Source organism: Antarctobacter jejuensis, from assembly GCF_052266595.1.
Lineage (GTDB): Bacteria > Pseudomonadota > Alphaproteobacteria > Rhodobacterales > Rhodobacteraceae > Antarctobacter > Antarctobacter jejuensis.
Genome location: NZ_JBQQXJ010000002.1, coordinates 429,620 through 455,902 on the forward strand (window position 1 = coordinate 429,620; position 26,283 = coordinate 455,902).

Genomic DNA, 26,283 nt, shown 5'->3' on the forward strand with positions numbered 1-26,283 from the left:
CCATGCTATTCGGACTTGACGGCGTCGAGATCGGCCTGATCATCGTCTTTCTCGCGCTCTTCTCCGCGATCCTGTCGGGCTTTCCGGTGGCCTTTGCCATCGGTGGCGCGGGGGTCATCTCTTTCGGGATCATTGCCGCGCTGGATAACGCGGGCATCCTTGTTCACCAGGCCATGGACACATCGTCCGACGCCTATCAGGCCTTGCTGGCCAACGGGGTGAACGAAAAGAACATCTCGATTTTCCGATACCCGGACCTTCCAAGGATCGCCGCCGAGTCGGTGTTCCCGGCGGGGGACTGGGAAAACGCGATGAAACGCACCATCGCGGGTATCACCAACCGGATCAACGAACGCGTCATCGCGGGCCAGTCCATCGAAACGCTGCTGGCGGTTCTGATGTTCGTCCTGATGGGGATCGTTCTGGAACGGTCCAAGATCGCCAACGATCTGCTGACCACCATGGCGCGTGTCTTTGGCCCGCTGCCGGGCGGTCTGGCGGTGTCGATCGTGGTCGTGGGCGCCTTTCTTGCCGCCTCTACGGGCATCGTGGGGGCCACGGTGGTGACTATGGGTCTGCTGGCCCTGCCGACCATGCTGCGCAACAACTACTCACCGGAACTGGCGACGGGTGTGATCGCGGCTTCGGGCACCTTGGGGCAGATCATTCCGCCTTCCATCGTGATCGTTCTCTTGGGCACGCTGGCCGGTGACCTCTATTCGGCCGCGCAAGAGGCCCGGGCGCAGGCGGCGGGCTGTTCGGATGCGCTGACCTACCTTGGCTCGCCGGCAGTTGTGTCAGTCGGTACGTTGTTCCAGGCGGCGCTGCTGCCGGGGATCATGCTGGCCGGTCTTTATGCGGCTTATGCCTTTGGCTACGCCATGCTGAACCCGTCCAAGGCACCTGCCGTGGAACTGGGGAGCGGCGAAGGCGAGCCGATCACGCGCGGCGAGGCCTTTACCTGGTATGTCGGCGTGCCGGTGGCCCTAATTGCCGGTGTGATGATCCTGATGCAGGTCAACATCGTCGGCAGCCAGTCCACGCAGGTTGACAGCTTCTCTGATGTGGGCGAGGCCGCGTCGCTGCGGACCAATGTTTCGGATGAGTGCAAGACGTCGATGATCGACCTGCACGGTCAGAAGGCATGGGACGCGGCGGTGGCCGAGCAGACGGAGATCGACGCCGGGGGCGGCACCGCGGAAAGCGTGCGCCTGAGCCCGGAAGAGATCGAGGACCTGCGCGCGCAGAAGATCGACAATGCAGCGCCCATCGGCACCGGCATCGCCATCCTTGCAGTGATGTTTGGCCTGATCCTTGCGGTCGCGCGCGGTGTGTCGCCCTCGTCGGATCCGCTGCCCTTGCAGATCGGCGCGGCGGGCATCGTGCTGGGCCTTGCCGTGGATTTCTTCCTGCTTGGCCCGACCACCTCGTCGATGGTGACGGTTCTGCTGATGCTGATCCCCTGGGCTATCGCGATCTATGGCTGTTACTTTGCCATGGGCCGCCTGTCGAAGAACGAGTTGCTGCGGGTGGTCTTCCCACCGCTGGTCCTGATCGTTGCTGTTCTGGGTTCCATCCTTGGCGGGATCACCAACCCGACGCCTGCCGCGGCACTGGGGGCGGCAGGGGCCATCATGCTGGCGGCCTATCGCAAGCTGGGCGACCAGAACCGCAGCCCCAAGGTCATCATCTGGTCCACGCTGGCCGTGGTGCTGATGATCCTCACGGGCATCAACTTTGACCTGCGGATCAACACCGAAGAGGTCAGCTTTGAAACCTGGGTGGCGTTCTTCTTTGCCTATGCCTGCTGGCTCTATGCGCTGTTCGGCCTGCTGTTCAGCTGCTGGATCCTGTTCAAGTCCGGGGTTCTGACGCCGGCGGTGCGGGAGACGGCCAAAGTGACCTCGATGGTGTTCACCATCCTGATCGCCTCGCAGCTTCTGAACCTGGTGGTGATCTCCTTCGGGGGCGAGCACTACATTCAGGAGTTCCTGCGAAGCTTCGACGATCCGCGCACGGCCTTCATCATCGTGATGATCATCCTGTTCATCCTTGGCTTCGTCCTGGATTTCCTGGAGATCATCTACATCGTGGTGCCGATCGTGGGGCCGGTGATCTACGGCGCGCATTTCGATCCGAAATGGGTGACCATCATGATCGCGGTGAACCTGCAAACCTCGTTCCTGACGCCGCCCTTCGGTTTCGCGCTGTTCTACCTGCGCGGCGTGGCGCCATCGAGCGTGACGACCGGGCATATCTACCGCGGGGTGATCCCCTTCGTGATCATCCAGGTGGTCGGTCTGGCCATACTGGCGCTGTTCCCGTCCATCGTGACGATCGTGCCGTCGTTGCTGGGGCGCTGACCCCGTTCATCGTCTGAAATGCACAAAACGCGCCGTTTTCACGGCGCGTTTTTCTTTGGCTGGCTGCGTTGAAGGGCCGGGCAGTCAGGACGACAGCGCAATCCGGGTCGTGCTTTCGAGCCAGCGGAACCGTTTGTCCAGATCGCTGGCCATGACAAAAACAGACGGTGCGACGGATTTCTTGGGCATGCGCGCCAATCCATAGCCAAGGTTTTCGATCAGCGGCACGATCACGTCACGGAGATAGGCAATATGTTCGTCCGCAGACAAACTCTCTACTTCGATCAGAATGGCGTTAACGTGTCGATCCGGCCCAGTCATAATGTTTTCCCCCCTCGGAAATAACGCGCGCTGTTTGCGGAAACATAGGGGCGGGCGTATGCATTCTCATGGGGAAAAGGCCTGCATTTGACGCAACAACCGATTGCGTCAGGCGGATCGCTAAACAGCGTTCAAATCCGGTCAGGCACGGGTGTCCGGGAAAGAGATGTTGGCGACCTGTTCGGCGATGGGGTCGGTGGACAGCGGATGCATCTCTGCCGAGAAATCGCCGGTGTCTTCGAGCCGGTCCCAATTTCCGCGCCGATAGATTTCGAGCGCGCTGAATTCCGCCTTGTAGCCCATCTTGTCGCTGCCGGGGACCCAGTAGCCAAGGTAGACATAAGGCAGCTTTGCGCTGCGTGCGATGTCGATATGGTCGAGAATCATCCATTTGCCCAGCGAACTGCGCGCAAGGTCCGGCTCATAGAAGGAGTAGACCATGGACAGGCCGTCATCCAGCATATCGGTCAGGCAGGTTGCAATCAGGCGGCCGTCGTCCTTGTCGATGTATTCGATGACACGGCTGCGGATCGGCGTTTCCTCGATCATCGCGGCGAATTCGAATACGTCCATGTCCGCCATGCCGCCGTCCGAATGGCGAGCATCCAGATATCGGCGGAACAGGTCGTATTGCTCTTCGGTGGCCCAGGGGCTTGTCACCCGCCGTTCGATATTGGCGTTGCGCTTGAGAATACGCTTGTGGCTGCGCGAGGGATTGAATCGGTTGACGTCAATCCGGGCGGATAGGCAGGCCGCGCAATCGGCGCAGGAGGGCCGGTAGAGCACGTTCTGCGACCGGCGGAACCCCTGTTTGGACAGGGAATCGTTCAGCTTTTGCGCGGCATCGCCCTGCAGCGCGGTGAACAACTTCCGCTCCATCCGGCCCTCAAGATAAGGGCAGGGTTGTGGGGCAGTGACATAGAACTGCGGTGCAAGCGGCAGCGAGTGGCGCATCGGATCCGGATACCTCGATAACTTAAGGAAACGGTAACAATGATCCCGCCGCGCGCCAAGCGATTCAACGCCAAGAAGCCCCGCACCGGCGGGACCTCTCCGAAAAACGCCTAGGCCATTGCCAAAGCGCGTAAAATTCGGGGTTTGAAGGCGTTCTGTTGCCTCAGGCGCGACGGTTGAGGGCGACGGTTCCCAGCACGAGATCGGTCAGACCCTGACCCCGTTCGGTGACGAACATGAGGACAATCGACACCAACTGGAGAATCACCGTCGACGAGATGATGGTATACCCCAGCGTGTGCAGGAAGGCCTCACCGCCGTCGAACCGTTCACCCCAAGCATTGCGGAACTCGATGTTCATCAGCCGCATGCCCCATGTGGAGGAGCCTCCCGCGATGGTCATCCAGCGATAGAGGAAGCCGATCACAAGGAACATGAGCGGCAGCACGAACAGGCCGACAATGGTAAAGAGCGAGATCAGCAGAGTGACCAGCGCAATGACCGTGGTGTCCACCAACCAGGCGATGCCGCGCTTGACGGTCACGCCGCTGTAGAAGGCGGATTGATATTCGGGGTCGGGCAGATGGGACTGGGTCATCGTCTCGGTGTACATCGTGGGTTCCTGGCAGGGGAAGAGGGAGCGGCGCCACCCGGATTGGGCGGCGCCGCGTTGGATCAGGCGTTTTCCGGGGTTTCGACCTCGGTCTGGGCACGGCGCTCACGCTCGTCCATGAACTGGTCGAATTCCGATTTGTCCTTGGCCTCGCGCAGCCGTTCAAGGAACTGCTCGAACGCTTCCTGTTCGGCCTCCAGACGGCGCAGCGTCTCGGTCTTGTAGGCGTCGAAGGCGCGGTTGCCCGAGGGTTTCATCGCTGCCCAGGCGGCCTTGCGCCCGTCATGAGTGCGCGAGTGGTGGCGGCAGGATTTCGAAAACATGCGTTTGCTCCAGATCATGTAGGCAAGAAGGGCAAGGCCTGCGGGCCAGAAGAAGATAAAGCCCAGGACCATTGCCGCGATCCATGCGCCTTTCCCCTTGTGATCCATCCATGCCTCGGCCCGGGTGAGCCAGCCTGCGTTGGCGGGCAGTTGGGACGTATAAGCGGCGGTGGTCATGTCTCTCTCCGTTTGCGTGTGTATGTGAATGCCTTTCACATCACATGAGATCGGAATTTGGGGGCGGGCTTTCAAGTGTCTATGTGAACGTATTTTACATTTTCTGTATTTGTCTAATTTTTACAGACTGTTGGCGGGTAATTTTTCGAAATAAAATCACTGTTCCAGACGGGTTGAGCGGTGATTTCTGTCCCGAAAACAGGGGGCCAACGCCTGATTACAGGGTGAAATCCGCCTCGATCGCCCCTGTCAGTCCGGGCAGGACATGCGGATCCAGCGGAAAGACATGGCGTGGCGTACCTGCGGCGGCCCAGACCACGTCGAACTGCAACAGGCGCGGATCCAGCCATGCCCGGATCGGGTTCAGGTGGCCAAGCGGTGCCACGCCGCCGATGGCGAAACCGGTCTGCGCGCGGATCAGCCCGGCATCAGCCTTGCCCAGCGGCTCTCCGGCCAGGGCAGTGGCCTTGTCAGCGCAGACCTTGTTGCCGCCCGCGGTCAGGAACAACACGGCCGCGCCGGTTGTTTCGGCGCGAAAGATGATCGACTTGGCGATCTGGTCCAGATGGCAGCCGACGCTGTCCGCCGCTTCCTGCGCGGTGCGGGCCTGTCCGACTTCGCGGATGTCATCGGGAATGCCGGCGGCCTCGATGGCGGCGCGGACGCGTTTCAGGCTCTTGCTCATGGTCTATTGTTCCGTCGGAAATAGATGGGTGGCGGCGCGGGACAGGCGGGTTTCAAACCCCGCAAGCCGGGGTGCGGTCATCTGCTCGGCGCGATGCAGGGTCAGTAGTCGGAAACGGGCGTTTGGCGCGCAAGGCTTCACGATGCCATGTTTCAGCGCGTGAAAGACCGGACGCCGCGCGATCAGGTGGTCATAGAGGGCGGGCGCGCCCATGGTCGTGACCGCCAGAACGCTGCGCAGGCGGGGCAGGGCCGGTTTCAGCGCGCCGCCGTCACCTGCGTGCTGATAGGCGACGCCGGGCAGAAAGGTGCGGTCGATCCAGCCTTTCAGGATCGCGGGCAGGCCGAACCACCATGTGGGAAAGACAAGGATCAGCCCGTCGAGGTCCTGCAGCCCGGTCTGATCGGGGAAAGGGGGGCCGTAATAGCGCGCGCGTTCCTCTGCCGTCAGCACCGGGTCAAAGCCCGCGGCGTAGAGATCCAGCATATCGACGCTGTGGCGGCGCGCCTCCAGATCCGCCCGCAGGTTTGCGGCGAAGCGGTGGGTCAGGCTGTCCGGCAGCGGATGGGCGGTGACGAGTCGAACGTGCATGGACTCTTTTCCCATCGCTGGCGGGTCTTGCCAAGGCGCGGCGGGCGTGGCCATCTGCGGCCATGGATTTTGCCTCTCGTATCACCCGCCTGCCGCGCGCCTATGACCCTGACCACGGGGCAGAGGCGCTGGCCGCCTGTCCCTGGGCCGCTGGCCCCGTTGCCGAACTGATCGCAGGTACCGGCGGGTCCAGCCCCTATCTGCGTGGCTTGATTATCAAGGAAAGCGATTGGCTGGAGGGGGCGCTCGACGATCCGAGCGCGGCGGTGGCTGCGCTGAGTGGGGCACTGGATGAGATCGCGCCAAACCAGATCGGGCCCGCCCTGCGGCAGGCCAAGCGGCGCATAGCCCTGCTGATCGCCCTGTGTGACCTGTGCGGCGCGTGGCAGTTGGAGCAGGTTACCGGCACGCTGACCGACTTCGCCGATCTGGCCGCAAGCCTTGCCCTGCGTGCCGCCATCACACCGGAAATCACACGGGGCAAACTGCCCGGCATGACCGAAGCGGACATCCCCTCGGCGGGTGGAATGGTGGCGCTGGCCATGGGCAAGATGGGGGCGGGGGAGCTGAACTACTCCTCCGACATCGATCTGATCTGCCTGTTCGATGAAACGCGCTATGATCCGGACGACTATCATGAGGCGCGTGCAAGTCTGGTCCGGGCCACCCGCAAGATGGCCGCGACGCTAAACGATTTGACCGGCGACGGCTATGTGTTTCGGACCGACCTGCGCCTGCGCCCTGACCCTTCGGTGACGCCGGTCTGCATGGCGATGGAGGCGGCGGAACGCTATTACGAAAGCGTCGGGCGGACATGGGAGCGGGCGGCCTATATCAAGGCGCGGCCCTGCGCCGGGGATCTGGCGGCGGGCGCGCGGTTCCTGACCACCCTGAAGCCCTTTGTCTGGCGCAAGCATCTGGATTTCGCCGCCATTCAGGACGCGCATGACATGCGGTTGCGCATCCGCGAGCACAAGGGTCTTGGCGGGCGCATCAAGTTGGAAGGCCACAACATGAAGCTGGGGCTTGGCGGCATCCGCGAGATCGAGTTCTTTACCCAGACCCGGCAGTTGATCGCGGGCGGACGGGATCCTGACCTGCGGGTACGCGGCACGGTCGAGGGGTTGCGGCAACTGGCGGCCAAAGGCTGGGTTCCCGGCGACGCGGCCGAAACGCTGGTCGGGCATTACCGGGCGCACCGCGAGGTGGAGCACCGCATCCAGATGATTGGCGATGCGCAGACCCACGACCTGCCCAAAAGCGCCGACGGTATGGCGCGGCTGGCGGCGCTGGCGGGGCAGGATTTGAAAGACTTCAGGGCCGCACTGGTGGATCGCCTGACCGAAGTGCACGAGCTGACCGAGGGCTTCTTTGCGCCCGGAGAGTCAGCGACGTCGCAGGAGATTCCGGAGATCTTTGCCGACAGCGAGTTGCCAGCGCGGTGGCGCAATTATCCCTGTCTGCGCTCTCAACGGGCGGTGGAGATCTTTGACCGTCTCAGCCCCGAAATCCTGCGCCGTCTGGGAGAGGCCGCGCGACCCGAAGAGGCGCTGTTGGCCTTTGACAGCTTCCTTGCCGGGCTTCCTGCGGGCGTGCAGCTGTTTTCGCTGTTCGAAGCCAACCATCAGCTGATCGACCTCTTGGTGGACATCGTCGGCACCTCGCCCGATCTGGCACGTTATTTGTCGCGCAATGCCAGCGTCTTTGACGCGGTGATCGCGGGTGATTTTTTCAGCCCCTGGCCCGGCAGCGATGCTCTGCGCGCCATGCTGATCGACCGTCTGGACGAGACTGCCGATTATGAACGGCAGCTGGACACCGCGCGCCGCTGGGCCAAGGACTGGCATTTTCGCGTCGGCGTCCATCTGCTGCGCGGCCTGATGGGACCAGAGGAGGCGGGCAAGGCCTATGCCGATCTGGCCGGGGCGGCTCTGGCGGCGCTTTGGCCCCGGGTGCAGGCGGAGTTTGCACAAAAGCACGGCGCCCCGCCGGGACGTGGCGCGGTTGTTGTGGGCATGGGCTCTCTGGGGTCTCGGCGCCAGCACGCGCGGTCCGATCTGGACGTGATCGTGATCTATGATGCCGACGGTGTGGAGAGTTCGGAAGGGCGGCGGCCCTTGGCCAGTCGCACCTATTACGCGCGTCTGACCCAAGCGCTGATCACCGCCATGACCGCGCCCATGGCCGAAGGGCGACTGTATGAGCTGGACATGCGCCTGCGCCCCTCGGGCAATCAGGGTCCGGTGGCGACCTCTTGGACGTCGTTCCAGAAGTACCAGCGCGAGGACGCCTGGACATGGGAACATCTGGCGCTGACCCGCGCGCGGGTGGTGGCGGGTCCGGTCGAACTGGCCGAGGATGTGGAGGCATTCCGCAAGGAGATAATCGCCCGGCCGCGCGATGCGGCTGAGGTCAAGGGCGCGGTGGCAGAGATGCGTGCCCGCATCGCGGCCGCCAAGGGAGAGGCCGGCCCGATGGATGCCAAGATCGGGCGCGGGCGTTTGCAGGATCTGGAACTGTTTTCGCAGATGGCCGCGCTGTTGGCGGCTAAGCCGGTGCGCGAGGCGCCGCGCGCCCTGCGCTTGGCCAACTGGCTGAGCGATGAGGAGCAGCGCGATCTGGTCGCCGCCTATGAATTGTTCTGGAGCTTGCAGATCGGCGCGCGGCTGGTCAGCGAAGAGGCGCTGGACCTGGACAAGCTGGGCTTGGGCGGCTGCGCCTTTCTGCTGCGGTTGACCGGAGCCGCGGATATGGATGCCCTGCGGGGCGAGGTGGAAACCCGCGCGGCGCGCGCGGCGGCAATCATCGACGGGTCTTTGCCGGAACAGGAGGCGTGAAAATGGACAGCGCGGAAGAGATCGATCCCAAGGGCCTGATGCGCGAGGCCTATACGATGGAGGGGCTGACGTCCGAGGAGTGCCGGTCGATTTTTCTGGACTGGGCCTTGGCGTTGCCGTCAGAGGTGGACCCCAAGGTGGTGATCGGCGCGGTGCTTGCGAAATACGGCGAGGCGGCGGACCATCCGATGACAGCGGTGCTGCGCGAGGGGCTGGAACCGGGCCGCAGCCCACGTCGGCGCGGCGGATGGAAATCGCGCCCGCGTCCGGACCGCATCAACTGAAGACGGCGCGCCAAGGCGCGCCGTCCATTGGTTGCCTGATCTGCCCCGTTGCGGGGTAGGGCGGGATCAGCTGCGGGGCAGGGCCGCCGCGGTGCGGGCCAATTCCTCGATCCGAGCCCAGTCGCCGGCATCGACCGCATCCTTGGGCGCGACCCAGCTGCCGCCGACACACAGCGTGTTCGACAGGCCAAGATAGGTCGGCGCGTTGGAGGGGCTGACGCCACCCGTCGGGCAGAAACGCACCTGCGGGATCGGCGCGCCGATCGCCTTCAGCGCGGGAACGCCGCCGTTCGCCTCGGCCGGAAAGAATTTCTGCACGGTATAGCCACGCTCCAGCAGGCGCATGACCTCGGACGAGGTGGCCGCGCCCGGCAGCAGCGGCAGGCCGGCGTCTTCGCAGGCCTGCAGCACGGTATCGGTCGCACCGGGCGAAACACCGAACTTGGCGCCCGCCTCGACAGCGGCCTTGACGTCTGCGGGGGTCAGCAGGGTGCCCGCGCCAACGACGCCGCCCTCGACCTGCGCCATCTTGCGGATCACGTCCAGCGCGGCCGGGGTGCGGAGGGTCACTTCGAGCACCGGCAGGCCTCCGGCGACAAGCGCCTCGGCCAAGGGACGGGCCTTGCTGGCGTCCTCGACCACAAGCACCGGAATCACCGGGGCAAGACGGCAGAGCGCTTCGGATTTCTGGCTGGCTTCCTGAGGGGTCATCGATGATGTCTCACTTTATCAGGTCAATGTTTCAGTGGCGTCATAAAGCACATTTAGCGCTCACACCACCACGGCCGCACCGTTGGAGGACAGGCCGACGTTCTTGCGGAAGGCTTCGAACAATTCGCGTCCGACGCCGTGGCCATTGCCGGAGAGATCCGCCGTCACCAAGTCGCGGCTGTCGAAATCCTCTGCCAGCGTTTCGATGACGCCGTTCACCGCGTCCACCCGCACGATGTCGCCGTCGCGCAGCCGGGCCAGCGGGCCGCCATTTGCCGCCTCGGGAGAGACGTGGATGGCGGCCGGAACCTTGCCGGAGGCACCGGACATGCGGCCATCGGTGACCAGCGCCACCTTCAGCCCGCGATCCTGCAGGACGGCCAGCGTGGGCGTCAGACCGTGCAGTTCCGGCATCCCGTTGGATGACGGCCCCTGAAAGCGCACCACAACCACGGTGTCCGAGGTGAACTCACCGGCCTTGAAGGCGGCCTTGACGCTGTCCTGATCGTGGAAGATGCGGCAGGGGGCCTCGATCACGTGGCGTTCCGGGGCAACGGCGGAGACCTTGATCATGCCATGGCCAAGGTTGCCATCCAGCTGTTTCAGACCGCCGGTGGGTTGGAACGGGTCCTTTGCGGGGCGCAGGATCCGGTCGTTCTGGGTCTCACGCGGGCCATCACGATAGGTGATCGCGCCTTCGGTCAGCACCGGCTCCTGCGTGTAAAGCTTCAGTCCGTCACCGGCGACGGTCTTGACGTCGTCATGCAGCAGGCCGGCGTCCAGCAGATCGCCGATCATGTACTGCAGACCACCTGCGGCGTGGAAGTGGTTCACGTCCGCCAGACCGTTGGGATAGACCTTGGCCATCAGCGGCGTGGCCGAGCTGATCTCATCGAAATCTTCCAGCTCCAGCGCGATCCCGGCGGCGCGCGCCATGGCGGGCATGTGCAGCACGAGGTTCGTGGAGCCACCAGTCGCCATCAGTCCGACAATCCCGTTCACAAAGGCCTTGGCATCCAGAATATCGCAGACCGGACGGTAGGCATTGCCAAGGTTGGTGATCGACAGCGCGTGTTTTGCGGCCTCGATCGTCAGCGCATCGCGCAGCGGGGTGCCCGGGTTCACGAAAGAGGTGCCAGGCAGGTGCAGGCCCATGAACTCCATCAGCATCTGGTTGGAGTTGGCGGTGCCGTAGAAGGTGCAGGTGCCGGGCGAATGGTAAGAGGCCATCTCGGCCTCCATCAGCTTGTCCCGGCCCACTTCGCCGGTGGCGAACTGCTGGCGCACCTTGGCTTTTTCGTCGTTCGGCAGACCCGAGGGCATCGGCCCGGCGGGGATGAACAGGCCGGGGATATAGCCGAAGGTCGCGGCGCCGATCACCAGGCCCGGAACGATCTTGTCGCAGACGCCAAGATAGACAGCGGCGTCAAACACGTTGTGCGACAGGGCCACGCCGGTCGCCAGCGCGATCACATCGCGGGAGAACAGCGACAGTTCCATGCCGACCTGACCCTGCGTGACGCCGTCACACATGGCGGGCACGCCGCCTGCGACTTGCGCGGTGCCTCCGGCCTCGCGCGCGGCGCGGCGGATGATGTCGGGGTAATGCTCAAACGGCTGATGCGCCGACAACATGTCGTTGTAGGCGGTCACGATGCCAAGGTTCGGCGCCCGGCCTTCGGCCAGCGCGGCCTTGTCTCCGGCCATGGCGGCATAGGCATGCGCCTGGTTGCCACAGGTCAGGTGGGCGCGGCGCGGGCCTTCTTCGGCGGCGCGGCGCATCCGGTCCAGATATGTGGCGCGGAGCGTTTCAGAGCGTTTCTCGATACGTGCTGTGACTTTTGCGATGGTGGCGTCAAGCGGCATTGGGGTCTCCCTTTGGGATCTGCGTGGCCTTCGCTTGACGTTTCTTTACGGCAGTTAGCGCTAACGGTAAAGGCCTGAACGCCACGCTTGTGCAGAAAAAATCCGGCAAGATCGTTAAAGCCGCAGGAAAAACGCGGCACCGCTTCCCCCGGTTCCGGTTTGCGGATAATCGGGGGGCATGATGGACAATGACACCCCCGATCGCCGCCCCGTATTGCGGCTGAAACCCAAAGCCAACGCGGCCGCAATCCGGCGCGGCTCTCCCTGGGTCTTTGACAATGAACTGGTGATGGACCGACGCAGCAAGGCGATTGCGCCGGGCAGCATCGCCACGCTGCAAGACAACGAGCGCAAACCGCTGGCCACGGTGGCGGTCAATCCCGGCTCGCGGATCGTGGCGCGGGTGCTGGACCGCGATGCAGAGGCGCAGGTGGATGCGGCATGGTGCGCCGCGCGGATCGGCAAGGCGCAGGCGCTGCGCGAGGCGTTGTATGATGCGCCGTTTTACCGGCTGATCCACGCCGAGGGCGACGGTCTGCCGGGACTGGTGGTGGACCGTTTTGGCGAAACGCTGGTGATTCAGCCCAACGCCGCCTGGACTGAGGCGCGTCTGGATGTGCTGGTGCAGGCGCTGGTCGATGTGACCGGGGCGACGACCGTGCTGAAGAACGCGGGCGGACGGGGTCGCACACTGGAAGGACTGGACGATCAGGACACGGTCCCGTTGGGCACGGCCCCGGAGGCGGCGGTGCCGGTGGAGATGAACGGCGCGATCTACATGGCCGACCTGACCGGTGGGCAGAAGACCGGCCTGTTCTTTGACCAACGGGGCAACCACGCCTTTGCATCGCGCCTGGCGCGGGGCGCGCGGGTTCTGGACGTGTTCAGCCATGTGGGCGGCTTTGGCTTGGCTTCTTTGGCGGGCGGCGCGGTCAGCGCGCTGGCCGTGGACGGATCCGCCCCGGCGCTGGCGCTGGCCGAGGAAGGCGCGCGCCGGATGGGCGCGTCAGAGCGGTTCGAGACGCGGCAGGGCGATGCCTTTGCGGTGCTGGAGGCGCTGGCGGAAGAGGCGCAGGTCTTTGATCATGTGATCTGTGATCCGCCCGCCTTTGCACCGGCCAAACCGGCGCTGGAAAAGGGCCTGCGCGCCTATGAGCGCGTCGCACGACTGGCGGCGCCGCTGGTGGCGGAGGATGGCTTCCTGACGCTCTGTTCCTGTTCGCATTCCGTCGATCTGTCGGCCTTTACCGGCGCGTGCCTGCGCGGCATCGGGCGCGGCGGGCGGCGGGCGCAGCTGATCCACACCGGTTTTGCCGGACCGGATCACCCGCTGCTGCCGCAGCTGGCGGAATCGGGATACCTCAAGGCGCTGGTTTTCCGTCTGTGAAGGTATTGCTGGACACCTGTGTCCTTTATCCAACCGTGATGCGCGAAGTCCTGTTGGGGGCGGCGGCACAGGGGCTTTACACTCCGCTCTGGTCCGAACGGATCCTTGAGGAGTGGGCCCGCGCCGCGCGCAAACTTGGCCCCGAGGGGGAGGCACAGGCGCGCGCCGAGGTGGCGCTTGTCCGCGCCAGATGGCCCAAGGCAGAGGTGACATGGCCGCCGTCGCTGGAAGCCCGCCTTTGGCTGCCGGATGTCAATGACCGGCACGTCCTAGCGGCGGCCATCGCGGGCTATGCCGATGTCATCATCACCTCCAATGCATCTGATTTTCCACGCAATATCCTGGCCGAGGAGGGGCTGTCGCGGGCCGATCCGGACGCCTTTCTGCACGGCCTGTGGCAAGCGCAGCCAGAAACCATGAGACAGGTCGCGGAGGCGGTCCGGGCCGAGGCCGAGCGCCTGTCCGGAGAGACATGGACACTGCGCGGATTGTTGAAAAAGGCCCGCCTGCCACGGCTGGGGAAGGCCCTGACCGCATAGGGTTGCAGGGGGCGGCGGGCGGCTTTATCTCTCACCGAACCCGATGAAATTCGTCGGGCACCGGAAAGGACCACCACGTGCAGCCGCCTCGCCTTGAGATCCGCGATATTGTCCGCCGCTATGACGACAAACCGGTGGTCGACAATGTCTCTCTCGCCATCCAGCCGGGGCACGTGACCTGCCTGCTGGGGCCGTCCGGCTGCGGGAAATCGACGACTTTGCGGATCATCGCGGGCGTCGAGATGCAGGATTCCGGCACTATCCACGTCGACGGCAAGCTGATCTGCGACACCGTTTACCGGGTGCCGCCAGAGCAGCGCTCCATCGGGTTGATGTTTCAGGATTTCGCGCTTTTCCCGCATCTTAGCGTGGGACAGAACGTGGCCTTCGGACTGAAGGGCTCCGGCGCGGACAAGAAGGCGCGCGCCCGCGAATACCTTGGGCGGGTTGGACTGGAGCATTACATTGACGATTACCCGCATCAACTGTCGGGGGGCGAACAACAGCGGGTTGCTCTTGCGCGGGCCCTGGCGCCGAAACCACGTCTGATGCTGATGGATGAGCCGTTTTCCGGCCTGGACAACCGGCTGCGCGACGGCATCCGGGATGAAACGCTGGAACTGCTCAAGGAAGAGGGCACCTCTGTCCTGCTGGTTACGCATGAGCCGGAAGAGGCGATGCGCATGGCCGATGAGATCGCCCTGATGCGCAACGGGCATATCGTGCAACAGGGCGCACCCTACAACATATACAATGCCCCGATGGATCGTGAGGCAGTCGCCTTTTTCAGTGATATCAATGTGGTAAGAGGCAAAGTTAAAGGTGCGCTGGTGGCCACGCCCTTCGGGCATTTTCTGGCGCCTGGCCACGCCGATGGCACCGAGGTCGAGATCGTGTTCCGCCCGCAGCATGTCGGCATCGACTTTGACCGCGGTGGCAAGGGGCCGAACCCGTCCGCCAAGACCGGCGCGCCGGCGCGCGGCGTGGTGATCCGGTCGCGGTTCATGGGGTCGGAAAGCCTTGTGGAATTCCGAATGGATCACGATGGGCAGAAGCTGACGGCGACGGTGCCGAACGTCTTCCTTCCGCGTCCTGACACGCCGATGTGGTTGAGCATCCGGCGCGATCGGTGCTTTGTCTTTCCTGCACACTGATTACAAACAGGGACTTGGGCGCAATCTTTCACGTGTCGCGTGAAATTAGTGCGCGCTCCAGAACATAGACCCGGATCGAGGATGCAAGGCCGACCTCCGGATCTCTGTTGATATCGATTTCGCTGGCCAAGGCATTGATCGTCTTGCCATCTTCGGCGGCGATCCTGCGAAATTCACGCCAGAAAATGTCTTCGAGAGAGACCGAAGTGCGGTGACCTTTCAGCGTCAGGGAATGTTTGACCGGGCGGCCGCTCATTCCTTTTCGTGTCCTTCCAGATCGCGCCGCGCCTTGTCCGCGCGGGCCTTGGCCAGATCCTTGACCGATTTGCTCAGCCCGTGTTTCGCGGCATTGGCATCGCCTTCACGGCGTTTTTCGTCGCGCGCCTGCTGTTTTCGGAAACGGTTGAGATTGACGACCTTTGACATGTCCAACTCCGAAACCGTAGGCCCCCGTCACGCGGGGGCCTTTGTAGGGTTTGGACGACGGTACGCAAAAACAGCCATTTCGCACAAGCCCTTCAGGTTTCGGCGATCTTTGGGCTGCGCGGACGCAGATACCAGTACCACACGCGATAGGCCTCGAGCAGGCCAAGAGGCCCGAAGTGGACCAAAGCCGGGGTGATGCTGCCCCAGTTGTGGAGTGACGCCCAGTGCAGCAGCGTCAGAACCGCCGCTGCATAGGTCCAGCGCTGCAACTCTTTCCAGCCTTTGCCCATGGTGCGGACAAAGTAATCCATCGAGGTCACGCCCAGCGGAATGAAGATCGCGAAGGCCAGCCAGCCGGTCCAAATGTAGAAACGCGGGAGTTCATCCACGATGCGTTCAAAGCTGGCCTTGTCGATGATGTAGAAAACCGTGTGCGCCAGCGCGTAGGCAAAGGCTGCGACGCCGAAATAGCGGCGGTTCTTGCGCAACCAGCGGGGGCCGCGCCAGCCTTTGAACAGCAGCATCAGCGGCGTCGCCATCATGGCGATGATGGTGAACCGCGCGGCGAACTCTCCGGTCGGATGAACAAGGATATGGTAGATGCGGGGACTGGTGGTGGTGGCCAATTCATAGGCCATGCCAAAGGCGGGCAGGGCCAGCACCAGCCAGAGCCAGTAGGGGGACAAACGGGACATGGGAACGCTCTAAAAGTTTCAATTGCCTGCGTGATACGTACCGACGCCCTGTTTCCGTCGCCATTTTCCGAGATAATTCAGCACATGCCACCGAGAGGGATGACCGACAGTGCGGTCATCTCTTTCCTCCAATTGCTGCCGTCAGGGACTTGCGCAGGGTTCGACCAATAGGGGAAACGGGCGGGAGAGATGGAAGCCTGTCCGCCCGTGAAATGAAAGGCCTGCACGCCGTCCAAATTTTTTGGCACGGTGGCGCTCGCTGATCGTCGGCCGCCGCCTGACGAGATGGAGCGCCACACCCGTTTTTCGACCGGGGGGGGGGGGGACGGGGCAGGGGCCGGATTGGCCCCCGCCCGATATCTGATCAATCCTTGGGGCCGATCATTTGTTCGGGACGCACGACCGCGTCAAAGGTGGCCTCATCGACAAAGCCCAGCGCAATCGCCTCTTCCTTCAGCGTTGTGCCGTTCTTGTGCGCCGTCTTGGCGACCTTGGTGGCGTTGTCATAACCGATGGTGGGCGCCAGAGCCGTGACCAGCATCAGGCTCTCCTTCATCAGCTTTTCGATGCGCGGCTCATTGGCCTGAATGCCCATCAGCATCCGCTCGGTAAAGCTGTCGGCGGCGTCGCCCAGCAGTTGGATCGACTGCAGCAGGTTGTAGCTCATCATCGGGTTGTAGACATTCAGTTCGAAATGGCCCTGGGAACCGGCGAACTTGATGGCCGCGTCATTGCCCATGACATGGGCGGCAACCTGCGTCAGCGCCTCTGCCTGAGTCGGGTTGACCTTGCCCGGCATGATGGACGATCCCGGCTCATTCTCGGGCAGGATCAGCTCTCCCAGACCGGAACGCGGGCCAGAGCCCAGCAGGCGGATATCATTGGCGATCTTGTAGCAGGACCCGGCGATGGTGGCCAAGGCGCCGGACAGGAAGACCATGGCGTCATGGGCAGCCAGCGCCTCGAACTTGTTGGGGGCGGTGACAAAGGGCAGGCCGGTGATGTCGGTCATGTTGGCGGCGACAGCCTCGCCCCAGCCGTGTTTGGTGTTCAACCCGGTACCGACGGCGGTGCCGCCCTGCGCCAGTTCGTAGATGCCGGGCATCGCGGCCTCGACCCGTTTCAGGCCGTTGCGGATCTGCATGGCGTAGCCCGAGAATTCCTGGCCCAGCGTCAGCGGGGTGGCATCCTGTGTGTGGGTGCGGCCGATCTTGATGATGTCCTTGAATTCCTGCGCTTTGGATTCCAGCCCCTCGGCCAGCTTGGTCAGGCCGGGGATCAGGACGTCACGCACCATCATCGCGGTGGCGATGTGCATGGCCGTCGGGAAGGTGTCGTTGGACGATTGGCCCATGTTGCAGTGGTCGTTCGGGTGAACCGGGTCCTTGGATCCGATCACGCCGCCAAGGATCTCGATGGCCCGGTTGGCGATGACCTCGTTCGAGTTCATGTTGGACTGGGTGCCCGAGCCGGTCTGCCAGACGACCAGCGGGAAGTTGTCGTCGAACTTGCCCTCGATGACCTCGCCGGCGGCCTGGATGATGGCGTCGGCCAGCTTTGCGTCCAGATCGCCGGTTGCCTTGTTCTGCATCGCGCAGGCTTTCTTGATGACGCCCAGCGCGCGCACGATGGCCACGGGCTGTTTTTCCCAGCCGATGGGAAAGTTCATGATCGAACGCTGGGTCTGCGCGCCCCAGTACTTGTCAGCGGGGACTTCGAGCGGGCCGAAGCTGTCGGATTCTGTGCGGGTCGCGGTCATGGAAAGCCTCCTTCACGGGTTGCCCTCTCTTACCTCAGAAGCCGCGAAAGACAAGACTGCATACCACGGGATACCGTTAACATGCGTCAGAATGCCAAGGCCAGGCCCGGCAAACGGATGTGAAACGTGGTGCCGCCGCCCTCACGCGGGCGGGCGGTCAGGGTGCCACGGCGCATCATGATCATTCGCCGGATCCCCAAAAGGCCAAAGCCCTGTCCATAAGTGACGCCTTTGCCGTCCAGAAATTCCAGATCACCCGCAGGTAGGCCGGGCCCGTCATCGGAGACGCGCAGTTCCATCCCGCCGTCCTCTGCGGCCAGCGTGATCCGCAGCCAGATGCGCTCTTTGTCGCTGTGCTTGATCGCGTTGTCGACAAGGTTGCGCAGGACGATCTGGATGGCCAGACGATCGGCGGTGATACGCGCCTCTTCGGCGCCCAGATCGTGCTGTTGCATTGGATCGAGAACGGTAAAGATGTCGCGACACAGCAAGGCAAGGTCGAAGGTTTCGACCTGCGTTCCGGCGTTTGATGCCAGGTTGAAATCTAGCACGTCGGAAATCAGTTCCTGCGCCTTGGAACTGACCTGTTCCAGCAGGTCGGTTAGTTCATGCGCTTCGGTCTGGCCGTCCTGCAACTCGTCCCGCAAAAGCGAAGCGATGGCCGCCAACCGGTTCATGGGCGCGCGCAGGTCATGGGCGGCAAAGGTCAGGTACTGCTCCATCTCGCTGCGCGCCCGTTCGACCAGCGCCAGCGTCTCGACCTCTCGCTGTTCGGCGGCGCGCAAACCGGAAACCACGGTCGATGTGCCAACGACCGCGCGGACCTCACCCTGTTCCGACAGGACCGGAGTCAATTTGGTATGGACCTCGCTAGGCACACCGCCGAGGTCCAGCATCAAATCGTAGCTGATGGCCGTTTTCGCCTTCAGCGCCTCGCAATGTCGGGCAAAGGCCGCTTCGCCGAAAGCGCCGGAAAACACCTGTCGTGCCGTGCGGCCAATGACATCGGCGCGGGATCGCCCGCCGTAGTGCTCTGACATGCGGTTCCAGAAGGCATAGATGGGATGGCCCTCGGCATCCGGGATCAACACGAAAACCGGATGCGCAACGCTGTCGAGGATGGCGAGATCGGGAATTGTGCCGGTCGGACCGGATCCGGACAGATCGGATCTGCCCCCGCCGTTACTTGCGGAACCGGTCAAGGCTGACGACCTCTGCATCGTGATGTTCAGCCTCGCGTTCACCGGGGCCGTCATCATCCGGCGGCGTAGGATCGTCGTCGCCGTCGTCCTCTTCTTCGTCCTGGCTTTCAAAGCGCAGGCCGAATTCAACCGAGGGGTCCACAAATGTCTTGATCGCGTCGTAAGGGATATACAGCCGCTCGGGCGCATCGCCAAAGTTCAACGTCACGGCAAAGCCGTCGTTGCCGACATCAAGGTCATCGTACCAGTGCTGCATCACCACGGTCATTTCCTCGGGATACCGGTCCGACAGCCAGTCGGCCAGTTCCGCATCCGGGTGCCCGGTGTCGAAAGTGATGAAGAAGTGATGCTCACCCGGCAGACCATTGGCTTGCACACCTTCCAGCACTTCCTGGATCAAGCCGCGCATCGCGCGGTGCATGAGCTTGCCGTAGTCGATACCGTGGGACATGTAGGACCTTTCAGTGCGTGTCCCCACCATATTGCTTTTGGCGGTGAGGAAAAGAGGCGAATCTCAGAGCAGGCTCAGGCCCCAGCCCAGGGCGGCCGTCAGTGCCAAAGTCATGGGCACCCCGCGTTTTGCGACGAAAAGCAGCAGTGCCGCCAAAGCCGTCAAAGGCAGCACCTGCCAGCGCAGAGAGGACAGGTCCGGCAGGTCCAGCGACAGGAGGCCGAACGCCGTTGTCGACACATCGGCAAAGAATACATGGATCGCGAACCACAGCGACAGGTTCAGGATCACGCCGACCACGGCGGCGGTGATCGCCGCCAGCGCCGATTGCAGGCGTGGGCGGGCCAGCAGGTTCTCGACATAGGGTGCCCCGGCAAAGATCCACAGGAAACAGGGCACAAAGGTCATCCAGAGGGTCAGCGCCCCGGCGATCAGCGCCAACAGTGGACCGCCTTGCGCATGGCCCGCCAACTGACCCACGAATTGCGTCACAAGGATCAGCGGCCCGGGGGTGGTTTCGGCCAGCCCCAGCGCATCCACCATCTGTGCGGCATCCATCCATTGACGCGTCTCGACCACCTCCTGCGCCATGTAGGCCAGCACGGCATAGGCCCCGCCAAAGGTGACGACGGCAAGTTTCGCGAAAAAGGCGGCAAGGTCGAACAGCAAGGTCTGCCCGGTCAGGTACAGCAACGGCAGGGGCAGCAGCCAGAGCACGATCCAAAGCGCAATGGTTGCGGGACGGGTTCGGTTCGCCGGGGCGGGCGGCACGACTTCCGCCGGAGCGGTGGCGCGGAGCGCCCCCCAGAGCGCGGCAAGCGCAATGATCAGGGGAAACGGCAGGCCAAGCACGAAGATGGCGAGGAAAGACAGGCCCGCCGCGATGTATTCCGGCAGGCCTTTCAGGGCCTTGTTGGACAGCCGCCACAGCGCCTGCGCCACGATCACCACCACACAGGCCTTGATGCCCAGCATTAGGGCCTCGGTCTCTGGCCGCGCGCCATAGGCGGCATAAAGCAACGCCAAAGCCGCGATGATCAACGCGCCCGGCAAAACAAACAGCGTACCGGACAAAAGCCCGCCGGGAATGCCGCGCAACCGCCAGCCCGCGTAGGTCGCCAGTTGCATCGCCTCCGGTCCCGGCAACAACATGCAGAAACTCAGGGCGCGCAGAAACTGCGTTTCCGTCAGCCATGTCCGCTCTTCGACCAGTTCGCGATGCATCAGCGCGATCTGCGCCGCCGGACCGCCAAAGGACAAAAGGCCGATGCGGCCAAATACGCGGATGATGTCTGATAAGGGGGTCATGCCCTGCGGATATGCGCGGGCTGTAACAGGCGCAAGACGGTCAGAGCCACTCCGGCGCGTGCATCAGGATCAGCCATGCCGCCGGGCCCGCCTCGAATGCGAACCAGATCAGCGCCTTTGGCTGCGGCGGCTTGTCCATGATCATAGAGATCAGCCGCCCGGTAGATGCCCCGGCATAGGCGATCCCCAGCATTGTATAGGCCTCTGGCCGACCGGTGATCAGGCAGAACAGCCCCAGCGCCACAAACAGGCCCCCAGCAGAGGCACGTAATTCACTGAGCCCCATCGTTGTTCCCTGTGGCGTCAGATCCAGCGCCTCGGCGGCATAGCGCGGGGCGACAAATCCGATAGCGCCAAAGGCGATGGTGATCAGCGCGATGGCCGCGTCGATATACATGGTCACGTCTGGTTCTCCCCAAGGCCGCAGGAGCAAGAGGTAGACGGCGCAGCGCGCAGGGCAAGCATGGTAGGTGTAATGAGGCGGCCAAGGCGCAGCCGTCACCACGCGACGATCGTCCGCGTGGGATTGGCCAGAGCAAAAAAAACTGTGGGGAAAGTGCAGGCTTCTGTTGCCAGGTGCCTGCGAACCCCGCCTTACGCTGCTAAGCGCAAGGACTTAGATTTCGGTATTTCTAACTGCTTACGCAGCCAGAGCAACCGGAGCACGATTGTTGTTGGCAATTGTACTTTATGAACCGATAACGGTGGTATCTCACCGGGACAAAGCTACATCTTTACGCGTTCGTCGATCCTATTTCGGCCCCATGGTCCCCCAACAAGAGATATATGGTGGAGCCGCCGGGTACCGCCCCCGGGTCCGATCCGTTTATTACATGCGCGTTTATGCCCATAGTCCCCGAGGAGACACGCTGAATATAGGGACCCGTTGCGCGGATGCAAAGGGGGTATCGCGCATTTGGATCACTTCAGCTGTGCAATGTAATCCGTCGTGAACCGGTGGTATCCCCGCTCCGTCACCCTTAGGTGGTCGGCCATCAACGCGTGCAGCGCGGGCAGTTGATGAAATGGCACTGTTGGTAAGCTGTGGTGTTCGGTGTGATAGGGCATGTTCCACGCCAGCCAGCGCACGAAACGGTTGGTAAATGTGGTGCGCGTGTTTTCCAGCATATTGGCGACAAAGGCACAGCGCCCATGTTCCGCCAGCAGGTACAGCCTGAGGAACGGCTGGCCCAGCAGCATCGGCAACAGCCAGATCCAGAACAGGGCAGCGCTGCCCGCGATCAGACTGAGGGCCAAAACTGCGCCGTAGATGAACAGCATCAGCCGCGCCTCGCGGGTCACGGCGGGGCGTTTTGCCTCTGGCACATAGACGACGGCGCACCGACCAGAGGCGTTCTGCAGCAGGGTTTGCGCGTGGCCTTTCCAGACTGGCAGGCCGGAGGCATGGATCAGCCAATCTTGCGTGGTCTCAGGCTTGGGGCTGTCGAGTTCCGGGTCCTTGCCCGGAAGCTGCGTGTAGCGGTGATGGGCAAAATGAAAGTAGCGAAACCACAGCGGCGGCAGGCCAAGGGTCAGGCCCGCGACCCAGGATGCGGCCCGGTTGAGCCAGCGTGATCGGAATGGCGTGTCATGCACGGTTTCGTGCAGCAGGGTGAAGAGAAACACCAGCAATATACCCTGCGGCCCCAACAGCAGCGGCCAGCCGGGAACACGTCCCAGGATTAAGGTGCCGATGACTGCAATGGCACCAAGATGGGTTGCCAGATGAAGAACGCCCGGCAGATCGCTGCGTTCGGTCAGCGCGGCGCGGGTATCGGGCGAAAGGCTGGCGAGAAACTGCTTGTGATCCAAAGCCTTAGTCCCTCAGCAGGCTGTCCTGACCAGCAAGGTCGAGCGGCGCGATGTGCAATTGCCGGCCGCCCAGATCGCGAAAGGCGCGTTGACGGCAGGTCAGGACGAGGATTTGCACATCGCCCGCCTGCCGGTGCAGGGCGTCGAACATGCGTTCGATACGGTCATCGTCGGTATAGACCAGCGCATCGTCAAGGATGACCGGCGCGGTACGCCCGTCCTGAGACAGCAACCGTGCAAAGGCCAGCCGCACCAACAAGGCAAGCTGTTCCTGCGTACCGCCTGAAAGGACATCGATGGGTTCCTGCTGGCCGTCGCGTATCAATCCACTGGGCAGCAGATCCGTATCATCCCACTCCAGTTGCGCCTCGGGCCAGAGAAGGTGAAGAAGCGGGCGCAAGGCATTGGCAACAGGCGTGAAATAACGATCTCTCGCGGCGCTTCGCGCGGTTTCCAGTGCCTCTTGCAGGCGTTTCAAAACGGCAACGTCGCGCGTGATGCGCGCAAGCGTGGCCTGTTCTGTTTTCAGCGCCTGTTCCGCTTCTTCCAATTGCTCCTCGACCGCGCCTTCGGACCCCCGAGAGATGCGTTCGTCCAGCCGGGCGATTTCCGGATGCAGGCGCCGGATCTGGTCTTCGGCAGCGCGTTCTGCGGATTGGGCGCGGGACAGGGCCGCAGCAGTGGTTTCAAGGTCGGGTGCCTCAGCGGCGGCCTGTTCACGTGCCGCGATGGCGTCGGTCAGGGCGGTTTCGGCGAGGCCGAGGGTTTCGACCAGTTCGGCAGCGCCCGCCTCCTGCAATCGAGCCAGTGCGGCCTGCGCCCGGGCCAGTCTGTCTGCAGCGGCGCGTGCGTCGGACTGGGCATGGGCGGCGTCGGTACGGGCGGCGGAATACCGTTCGCGGGCTGCCTCAAAGGCGGATTCGGCGCTGATCCGCGCGGTTTCGGCCTGGGCGCGCGCCTCTTCGGCCTGATCCACCGGCGGCGCATCCTCGATGTCCTCAGGCGCGGGCAGGACAGCGATGGCGTCGCGCAGCGCGTCCAGCCCTTTGGGGGCGATGGCCTGCAGGGCGGCACGGGTCTCTGCCAGACGGCGCTCTGCCTCGGCGCGGCTTTGGGCAGCGGCGCGGGCTTGGTCCAGATCGGGCAGGTCCAACCTGGAAAGAGCCTCTGCCAGCGCGTCCTCGGCCCGGGTCAGGGCATCGGTCGAGGCTCCGGCGCCCGGTGTGAAGGTGAGTTCGCCGATATTTGCGATCTGCAGGGTCGTTTCGGTAACCAGCGCATGGGACGTCCCGTCCGGTAGGGTCACGCCCATTTGGCGAACGGCCCCCTCAGCCCCCGCCGCATAGGTGATCGTCAAATGTGCGGCACTGGCCTCTTGCAGGGCGCGCTGCTGGTCGCGCTGCGCGGCCAGGGTCTCGAGGCGCTGAATTTCCTTGGCTGTCGGGCCCTTCGAGGCGGCAGGCTGTGCAGCGCGGGCTTGCGCGGTCAACTCTTCGGCCTGCGACAGACGTTGCACGAGTTCGGCGCGCCGTCCGGCGCTTTCGCGAATGCGCGCGGCGCGTTGGGCGTGCTGCAACCGCGCATCGGCCTGTGTCAGGGCCTGCCGGGCGGCTTCGAGCGCGGTTCGGCCAGCACTAGCGGCGGCTTCGGCACCTTCCAGCGCGGTCTCTGTCTGCATCTGGGCGGCGCGGGTGGCCTGCGCCTGAGCATCAGCGCTGTTAAATTCGACGCGGGCCTCCTGCAGCGCCTCCAGACGCTCCTTCAGACTGTCGCGACGCAGGCGGGCGGTGTCGACGGCGCGGGTCAGCCTATCCAACTCATCCGCATGCCGTTCGGCGGCGGCATGGGCCTCTGCCGCCTCGGCCAGCCGTTCCTTGCGGCGGCGGATGGCGTCGGGGGACTCGATTTCCGTCAATTCGTTGCGGGCGCGGGTGCGGGCGGCCAGAGCCTCCTGCAGTTCGCCAACCGTTGCGGCCAGACGATCCCGGGTTTCCTGCAAGGCAGCGACACGATCCTGAGCGGCCTTCCACGGGCCGCCGGTGCGGGGCTTTCCGGTCCCGGTCGCATAGGCATCAAGCTCTTCGCGGCAACGTTTCAGGGCGGCGTCCATGCGTTGCCCGCCGGTCATCGCCTCGACCTCTCCGGCGACAGACGACAAGAGATCGCGCCGCGCCTCGCGCTGGGTATCCAGTTCTTTCTTGCTGCCATCGCTGAGCGCCGTCAGCCCCTGTTTGACCCAGAGTAGCCCAGCCGGCCCACCGGCATCCGCCGCTGCCAGCCGGGCAATCCATGCCTCCGCCTCATCGGCCTGCGCTATCAGGCGACCGTCCTGATGGATCAAGGCCCGTGGCCGCGACAGCCAGCGTTTGGCGATGGTAAAGCGCCCCGCGGGGGTTTCGACCTCGGCCAGCACCTCTGGCGCACCGCCCGCATGGGGCCGCAAGGCGGAAATCTCGCGCGGCTTGCCACTGTGAGCGGTGAAAAACAGCGCCTGCAAACCGTCAAAGAGCGTGGATTTGCCCTGCTCGTTCGGGGCGCTGAGCACGTTCAACCCATCGGCCAGACCGGCGATCTCGACCGGGCTGGTGAAGCGGCGCAGGTTGTTCACGGCAATACGACGGAGTTTCAAGACGCGGGCTCCGTCACATAGGCATAAAGCCGGGCGAGCGCCTCCGAGGCGATGGCCCGGTCCTCTGCGGAGAGAGTGCTGCTCTCGGCCTCTGCCATCAGGGTTTCGGCGGCCTGCCGCAGCGCGCCGGCGTGGTCGATGGCGTCAAGGTCGACAGCATCGTGCAGGGTGCCCAGCGCGGAGGTGTCCAGTTCAAAATGGGCAAAATCCGGAGCGGCATCGGCGCAGGCGTGATCAAGGGCCGCGCGCTGCGCAAGGCTGGCCCAGCCGCTGGCCTGCACGCGGACCAAGATGTCGCGCCGACCTGTATCGGGACAGACGGCGGACAATTCCGCCTGCGGGTCCGCGCCCGATTGCAGCGGCAAAGGCGCGTCGGTCCAGAGGAACTGGCCGGTTTCGATCTCATTGATCCGGGGCAGGGCGCCCGCACCGTCCAGCGTGACCGCAAGGCAAAGACCGCGCCGGTCATGGCGAAACCTGTCCTGTTCGGGCGTGCCGGAATAATGGATGCGTTGGCCCACCGAGAGACGCCCGTGCCAATCGCCCAGCGCGAGGTAATCCAGCCGCGCAGTCACATCCCGGTCCGGCGGGATATGGGCGCCGGTCTCCTCGAAATCCGTCACGCCGCCGTGGGCCAGTCCGATGCGCAACGCACCTTCGGGGGTGGGCATCTGGACCAAAGCCTCTGTCAGGTCGCGGCCCGGATTGCGGAACGGAACAGGGCAGGGCAGGAGGTGGGCCCCGGCGATCAGGTCTTGCGACACGGCCTCTGTCAGCGGGTGCACATTGGCGGGCGCGGATTGGCATAGCTGATCCCAGAGCGGTTCGGCATTGCGCAGGTTGTCATGGTTGCCGGGCAACAGCCACCAGTGCAGCGCCGGGTCGTCGGCCATCGCGGCGAGAGCTTGGCGGACCACGCCGCGTGACGGGGTGGCCGTATCGAAGGTGTCGCCCGCCAGCAGGATGTGAGAGGCGCCATGATCCCGCGCGGCGCTGGCAAGTCGCGCAAGGGACATGTGCCGGGCCTCCATGAGGCGGCCCCGGATATTGCCGTCCTCAGCCTGCGGGATGTTGGCAAAGCGGCGACCAAGGTGGAGATCGGAAGAGTGGATGAATCGGAAAGCGGTCATGTCACCGGGGGCGTAATCGTTTACCCGCACCCTTTCAGTGCCGGTGCCGGAGCGCAATCGCGAAAC

At 63.8% G+C, this 26,283-nt stretch carries 25 protein-coding genes and 1 other RNA gene; 6 read left to right on the forward strand and 20 right to left on the reverse strand.

The window, feature by feature from the left end; translation table 11 throughout:
* The first annotated feature begins 2 nt into the window (after nucleotides 1-2).
* The gene (locus ACTXGA_RS04720; RefSeq protein ID WP_443391975.1) at nucleotides 3-2,363 is read left to right on the forward strand and encodes a TRAP transporter large permease; all 2,361 of its coding nucleotides are present in this window, start codon (nucleotides 3-5) and stop codon (nucleotides 2,361-2,363) included.
* Nucleotides 2,364-2,447: 84 nt separating this feature from the next.
* Here ACTXGA_RS04720 and ACTXGA_RS04725 read toward each other — a convergent pair whose 3' ends face one another.
* The 6 genes from ACTXGA_RS04725 to ACTXGA_RS04750 form a co-directional block, all read right to left on the reverse strand.
* Nucleotides 2,448-2,684 (reverse strand): hypothetical protein, encoded by a 237-nt coding sequence (locus tag ACTXGA_RS04725; protein ID WP_443391976.1) that lies wholly within the window; start codon nucleotides 2,682-2,684, stop codon nucleotides 2,448-2,450.
* 141 nt (nucleotides 2,685-2,825) lie between these two features.
* A complete protein-coding gene (locus ACTXGA_RS04730; RefSeq protein ID WP_443391977.1) occupies nucleotides 2,826-3,638 on the reverse strand; it encodes an arginyltransferase in 813 nt (270 codons plus the stop codon).
* 163 nt (nucleotides 3,639-3,801) lie between these two features.
* Nucleotides 3,802-4,251 carry an RDD family protein gene (locus ACTXGA_RS04735; RefSeq protein WP_443391978.1) on the reverse strand — a complete coding sequence of 150 codons (450 nt, stop codon included), beginning with the start codon at nucleotides 4,249-4,251 and terminating at the stop codon, nucleotides 3,802-3,804.
* Between the two features lie 62 nt (nucleotides 4,252-4,313).
* A complete protein-coding gene (locus ACTXGA_RS04740) occupies nucleotides 4,314-4,751 on the reverse strand; it encodes a DUF2852 domain-containing protein (protein WP_443391979.1) in 438 nt (145 codons plus the stop codon).
* Between the two features lie 217 nt (nucleotides 4,752-4,968).
* On the reverse strand, nucleotides 4,969-5,436 hold the full coding sequence (locus tag ACTXGA_RS04745) for a YbaK/EbsC family protein (RefSeq protein WP_443391980.1): 468 nt from the start codon (nucleotides 5,434-5,436) through the stop codon (nucleotides 4,969-4,971).
* Nucleotides 5,437-5,439: 3 nt separating this feature from the next.
* Nucleotides 5,440-6,027, reverse strand: coding sequence for an NAD(P)H-dependent oxidoreductase (locus ACTXGA_RS04750; RefSeq protein WP_443391981.1), 588 nt, complete (start codon nucleotides 6,025-6,027; stop codon nucleotides 5,440-5,442).
* Between the two features lie 62 nt (nucleotides 6,028-6,089).
* Between ACTXGA_RS04750 and ACTXGA_RS04755 the strand changes: the two genes are divergently transcribed.
* The gene (locus ACTXGA_RS04755) at nucleotides 6,090-8,864 is read left to right on the forward strand and encodes a [protein-PII] uridylyltransferase family protein (RefSeq protein ID WP_443391982.1); all 2,775 of its coding nucleotides are present in this window, start codon (nucleotides 6,090-6,092) and stop codon (nucleotides 8,862-8,864) included.
* 2 nt (nucleotides 8,865-8,866) lie between these two features.
* Nucleotides 8,867-9,148 carry a hypothetical protein gene (locus ACTXGA_RS04760; RefSeq protein ID WP_443391983.1) on the forward strand — a complete coding sequence of 94 codons (282 nt, stop codon included), beginning with the start codon at nucleotides 8,867-8,869 and terminating at the stop codon, nucleotides 9,146-9,148.
* A gap of 66 nt (nucleotides 9,149-9,214) precedes the next feature.
* Here ACTXGA_RS04760 and ACTXGA_RS04765 read toward each other — a convergent pair whose 3' ends face one another.
* Both ACTXGA_RS04765 and edd read right to left on the reverse strand, forming a co-directional pair.
* On the reverse strand, nucleotides 9,215-9,859 hold the full coding sequence (locus ACTXGA_RS04765; RefSeq protein WP_443391984.1) for a bifunctional 4-hydroxy-2-oxoglutarate aldolase/2-dehydro-3-deoxy-phosphogluconate aldolase: 645 nt from the start codon (nucleotides 9,857-9,859) through the stop codon (nucleotides 9,215-9,217).
* A 60-nt stretch (nucleotides 9,860-9,919) separates the two neighbouring features.
* Nucleotides 9,920-11,725 (reverse strand): phosphogluconate dehydratase, encoded by a 1,806-nt coding sequence (gene edd / locus ACTXGA_RS04770; RefSeq protein WP_443391985.1) that lies wholly within the window; start codon nucleotides 11,723-11,725, stop codon nucleotides 9,920-9,922.
* A gap of 178 nt (nucleotides 11,726-11,903) precedes the next feature.
* Between edd and ACTXGA_RS04775 the strand changes: the two genes are divergently transcribed.
* From ACTXGA_RS04775 to ACTXGA_RS04785, 3 genes are all read left to right on the forward strand, one after another.
* Nucleotides 11,904-13,112, forward strand: a complete 1,209-nt coding sequence (locus tag ACTXGA_RS04775) for an RSP_2647 family RNA methyltransferase (RefSeq protein ID WP_443391986.1) — start codon at nucleotides 11,904-11,906, stop codon at nucleotides 13,110-13,112.
* A complete protein-coding gene (locus tag ACTXGA_RS04780; protein WP_443391987.1) occupies nucleotides 13,109-13,651 on the forward strand; it encodes an RSP_2648 family PIN domain-containing protein in 543 nt (180 codons plus the stop codon). Before ACTXGA_RS04775 ends, ACTXGA_RS04780 begins: the two co-directional genes overlap by 4 nt.
* A 77-nt stretch (nucleotides 13,652-13,728) precedes the next feature.
* On the forward strand, nucleotides 13,729-14,805 hold the full coding sequence (locus ACTXGA_RS04785; protein WP_443391988.1) for an ABC transporter ATP-binding protein: 1,077 nt from the start codon (nucleotides 13,729-13,731) through the stop codon (nucleotides 14,803-14,805).
* Nucleotides 14,806-14,833: 28 nt separating this feature from the next.
* Here the strand turns inward: ACTXGA_RS04785 and ACTXGA_RS04790 are convergent, their stop codons facing one another.
* The 12 genes from ACTXGA_RS04790 to ACTXGA_RS04845 form a co-directional block, all read right to left on the reverse strand.
* Nucleotides 14,834-15,061: a ribbon-helix-helix domain-containing protein gene (locus tag ACTXGA_RS04790; protein WP_443391989.1), complete on the reverse strand. Its 228-nt coding sequence runs from the start codon at nucleotides 15,059-15,061 to the stop codon at nucleotides 14,834-14,836.
* A complete protein-coding gene (locus ACTXGA_RS04795; RefSeq protein ID WP_443391990.1) occupies nucleotides 15,058-15,231 on the reverse strand; it encodes a DUF4169 family protein in 174 nt (57 codons plus the stop codon). The genes ACTXGA_RS04790 and ACTXGA_RS04795 overlap by 4 nt, the downstream gene beginning before the upstream one ends.
* Before the next feature lie 92 nt (nucleotides 15,232-15,323).
* On the reverse strand, nucleotides 15,324-15,926 hold the full coding sequence (locus tag ACTXGA_RS04800; protein ID WP_443391991.1) for a protein-methionine-sulfoxide reductase heme-binding subunit MsrQ: 603 nt from the start codon (nucleotides 15,924-15,926) through the stop codon (nucleotides 15,324-15,326).
* Between the two features lie 364 nt (nucleotides 15,927-16,290).
* Entirely contained in the window at nucleotides 16,291-17,685 is a 1,395-nt protein-coding gene (gene fumC, locus ACTXGA_RS04805) for a class II fumarate hydratase (RefSeq protein WP_443391992.1), read from the reverse strand.
* An 86-nt stretch (nucleotides 17,686-17,771) separates the two neighbouring features.
* On the reverse strand, nucleotides 17,772-18,887 hold the full coding sequence (locus ACTXGA_RS04810; RefSeq protein ID WP_443391993.1) for a sensor histidine kinase: 1,116 nt from the start codon (nucleotides 18,885-18,887) through the stop codon (nucleotides 17,772-17,774).
* Complete coding sequence (locus tag ACTXGA_RS04815) at nucleotides 18,868-19,338, reverse strand: SspB family protein (RefSeq protein ID WP_443391994.1); 471 nt, start codon at nucleotides 19,336-19,338, stop codon at nucleotides 18,868-18,870. The genes ACTXGA_RS04810 and ACTXGA_RS04815 overlap by 20 nt, the downstream gene beginning before the upstream one ends.
* A gap of 63 nt (nucleotides 19,339-19,401) precedes the next feature.
* Nucleotides 19,402-20,646 carry a chromate efflux transporter gene (gene chrA / locus ACTXGA_RS04820; protein WP_443391995.1) on the reverse strand — a complete coding sequence of 415 codons (1,245 nt, stop codon included), beginning with the start codon at nucleotides 20,644-20,646 and terminating at the stop codon, nucleotides 19,402-19,404.
* Between the two features lie 40 nt (nucleotides 20,647-20,686).
* Nucleotides 20,687-21,043: a DUF4345 family protein gene (locus ACTXGA_RS04825; RefSeq protein ID WP_443392035.1), complete on the reverse strand. Its 357-nt coding sequence runs from the start codon at nucleotides 21,041-21,043 to the stop codon at nucleotides 20,687-20,689.
* A gap of 158 nt (nucleotides 21,044-21,201) precedes the next feature.
* Nucleotides 21,202-21,551: a transfer-messenger RNA gene (gene ssrA, locus ACTXGA_RS04830) on the reverse strand.
* A gap of 16 nt (nucleotides 21,552-21,567) precedes the next feature.
* Nucleotides 21,568-22,458, reverse strand: a complete 891-nt coding sequence (locus ACTXGA_RS04835; RefSeq protein WP_443391996.1) for a fatty acid desaturase family protein — start codon at nucleotides 22,456-22,458, stop codon at nucleotides 21,568-21,570.
* A gap of 4 nt (nucleotides 22,459-22,462) precedes the next feature.
* A complete protein-coding gene (locus tag ACTXGA_RS04840) occupies nucleotides 22,463-25,087 on the reverse strand; it encodes an AAA family ATPase (RefSeq protein WP_443391997.1) in 2,625 nt (874 codons plus the stop codon).
* Complete coding sequence (locus tag ACTXGA_RS04845) at nucleotides 25,084-26,217, reverse strand: metallophosphoesterase family protein (RefSeq protein ID WP_443391998.1); 1,134 nt, start codon at nucleotides 26,215-26,217, stop codon at nucleotides 25,084-25,086. The genes ACTXGA_RS04840 and ACTXGA_RS04845 overlap by 4 nt, the downstream gene beginning before the upstream one ends.
* Between the last annotated feature and the right edge of the window lie 66 nt (nucleotides 26,218-26,283).

Excerpts from the sequence above, each read along its gene's own strand:
- ACTXGA_RS04720 (WP_443391975.1), top strand. The coding sequence starts at position 3 with ATGCTATTCGGACTTGACGGCGTCGAGATCGGCCTGATCATCGTCTTT.
- ACTXGA_RS04725 (WP_443391976.1), bottom strand. The coding sequence starts at position 2,684 with ATGACTGGGCCGGATCGACACGTTAACGCCATTCTGATCGAAGTAGAG.
- ACTXGA_RS04730 (WP_443391977.1), bottom strand. The coding sequence starts at position 3,638 with ATGCGCCACTCGCTGCCGCTTGCACCGCAGTTCTATGTCACTGCCCCA.
- ACTXGA_RS04735 (WP_443391978.1), bottom strand. The coding sequence starts at position 4,251 with ATGTACACCGAGACGATGACCCAGTCCCATCTGCCCGACCCCGAATAT.
- ACTXGA_RS04740 (WP_443391979.1), bottom strand. The coding sequence starts at position 4,751 with ATGACCACCGCCGCTTATACGTCCCAACTGCCCGCCAACGCAGGCTGG.
- ACTXGA_RS04745 (WP_443391980.1), bottom strand. The coding sequence starts at position 5,436 with ATGAGCAAGAGCCTGAAACGCGTCCGCGCCGCCATCGAGGCCGCCGGC.
- ACTXGA_RS04750 (WP_443391981.1), bottom strand. The coding sequence starts at position 6,027 with ATGCACGTTCGACTCGTCACCGCCCATCCGCTGCCGGACAGCCTGACC.
- ACTXGA_RS04755 (WP_443391982.1), top strand. The coding sequence starts at position 6,090 with ATGGATTTTGCCTCTCGTATCACCCGCCTGCCGCGCGCCTATGACCCT.
- ACTXGA_RS04760 (WP_443391983.1), top strand. The coding sequence starts at position 8,867 with ATGGACAGCGCGGAAGAGATCGATCCCAAGGGCCTGATGCGCGAGGCC.
- ACTXGA_RS04765 (WP_443391984.1), bottom strand. The coding sequence starts at position 9,859 with ATGACCCCTCAGGAAGCCAGCCAGAAATCCGAAGCGCTCTGCCGTCTT.
- edd (WP_443391985.1), bottom strand. The coding sequence starts at position 11,725 with ATGCCGCTTGACGCCACCATCGCAAAAGTCACAGCACGTATCGAGAAA.
- ACTXGA_RS04775 (WP_443391986.1), top strand. The coding sequence starts at position 11,904 with ATGATGGACAATGACACCCCCGATCGCCGCCCCGTATTGCGGCTGAAA.
- ACTXGA_RS04790 (WP_443391989.1), bottom strand. The coding sequence starts at position 15,061 with ATGAGCGGCCGCCCGGTCAAACATTCCCTGACGCTGAAAGGTCACCGC.
- ACTXGA_RS04795 (WP_443391990.1), bottom strand. The coding sequence starts at position 15,231 with ATGTCAAAGGTCGTCAATCTCAACCGTTTCCGAAAACAGCAGGCGCGC.
- ACTXGA_RS04800 (WP_443391991.1), bottom strand. The coding sequence starts at position 15,926 with ATGTCCCGTTTGTCCCCCTACTGGCTCTGGCTGGTGCTGGCCCTGCCC.
- fumC (WP_443391992.1), bottom strand. The coding sequence starts at position 17,685 with ATGACCGCGACCCGCACAGAATCCGACAGCTTCGGCCCGCTCGAAGTC.
- ACTXGA_RS04815 (WP_443391994.1), bottom strand. The coding sequence starts at position 19,338 with ATGTCCCACGGTATCGACTACGGCAAGCTCATGCACCGCGCGATGCGC.
- chrA (WP_443391995.1), bottom strand. The coding sequence starts at position 20,646 with ATGACCCCCTTATCAGACATCATCCGCGTATTTGGCCGCATCGGCCTT.
- ACTXGA_RS04825 (WP_443392035.1), bottom strand. The coding sequence starts at position 21,043 with ATGTATATCGACGCGGCCATCGCGCTGATCACCATCGCCTTTGGCGCT.
- ACTXGA_RS04845 (WP_443391998.1), bottom strand. The coding sequence starts at position 26,217 with ATGACCGCTTTCCGATTCATCCACTCTTCCGATCTCCACCTTGGTCGC.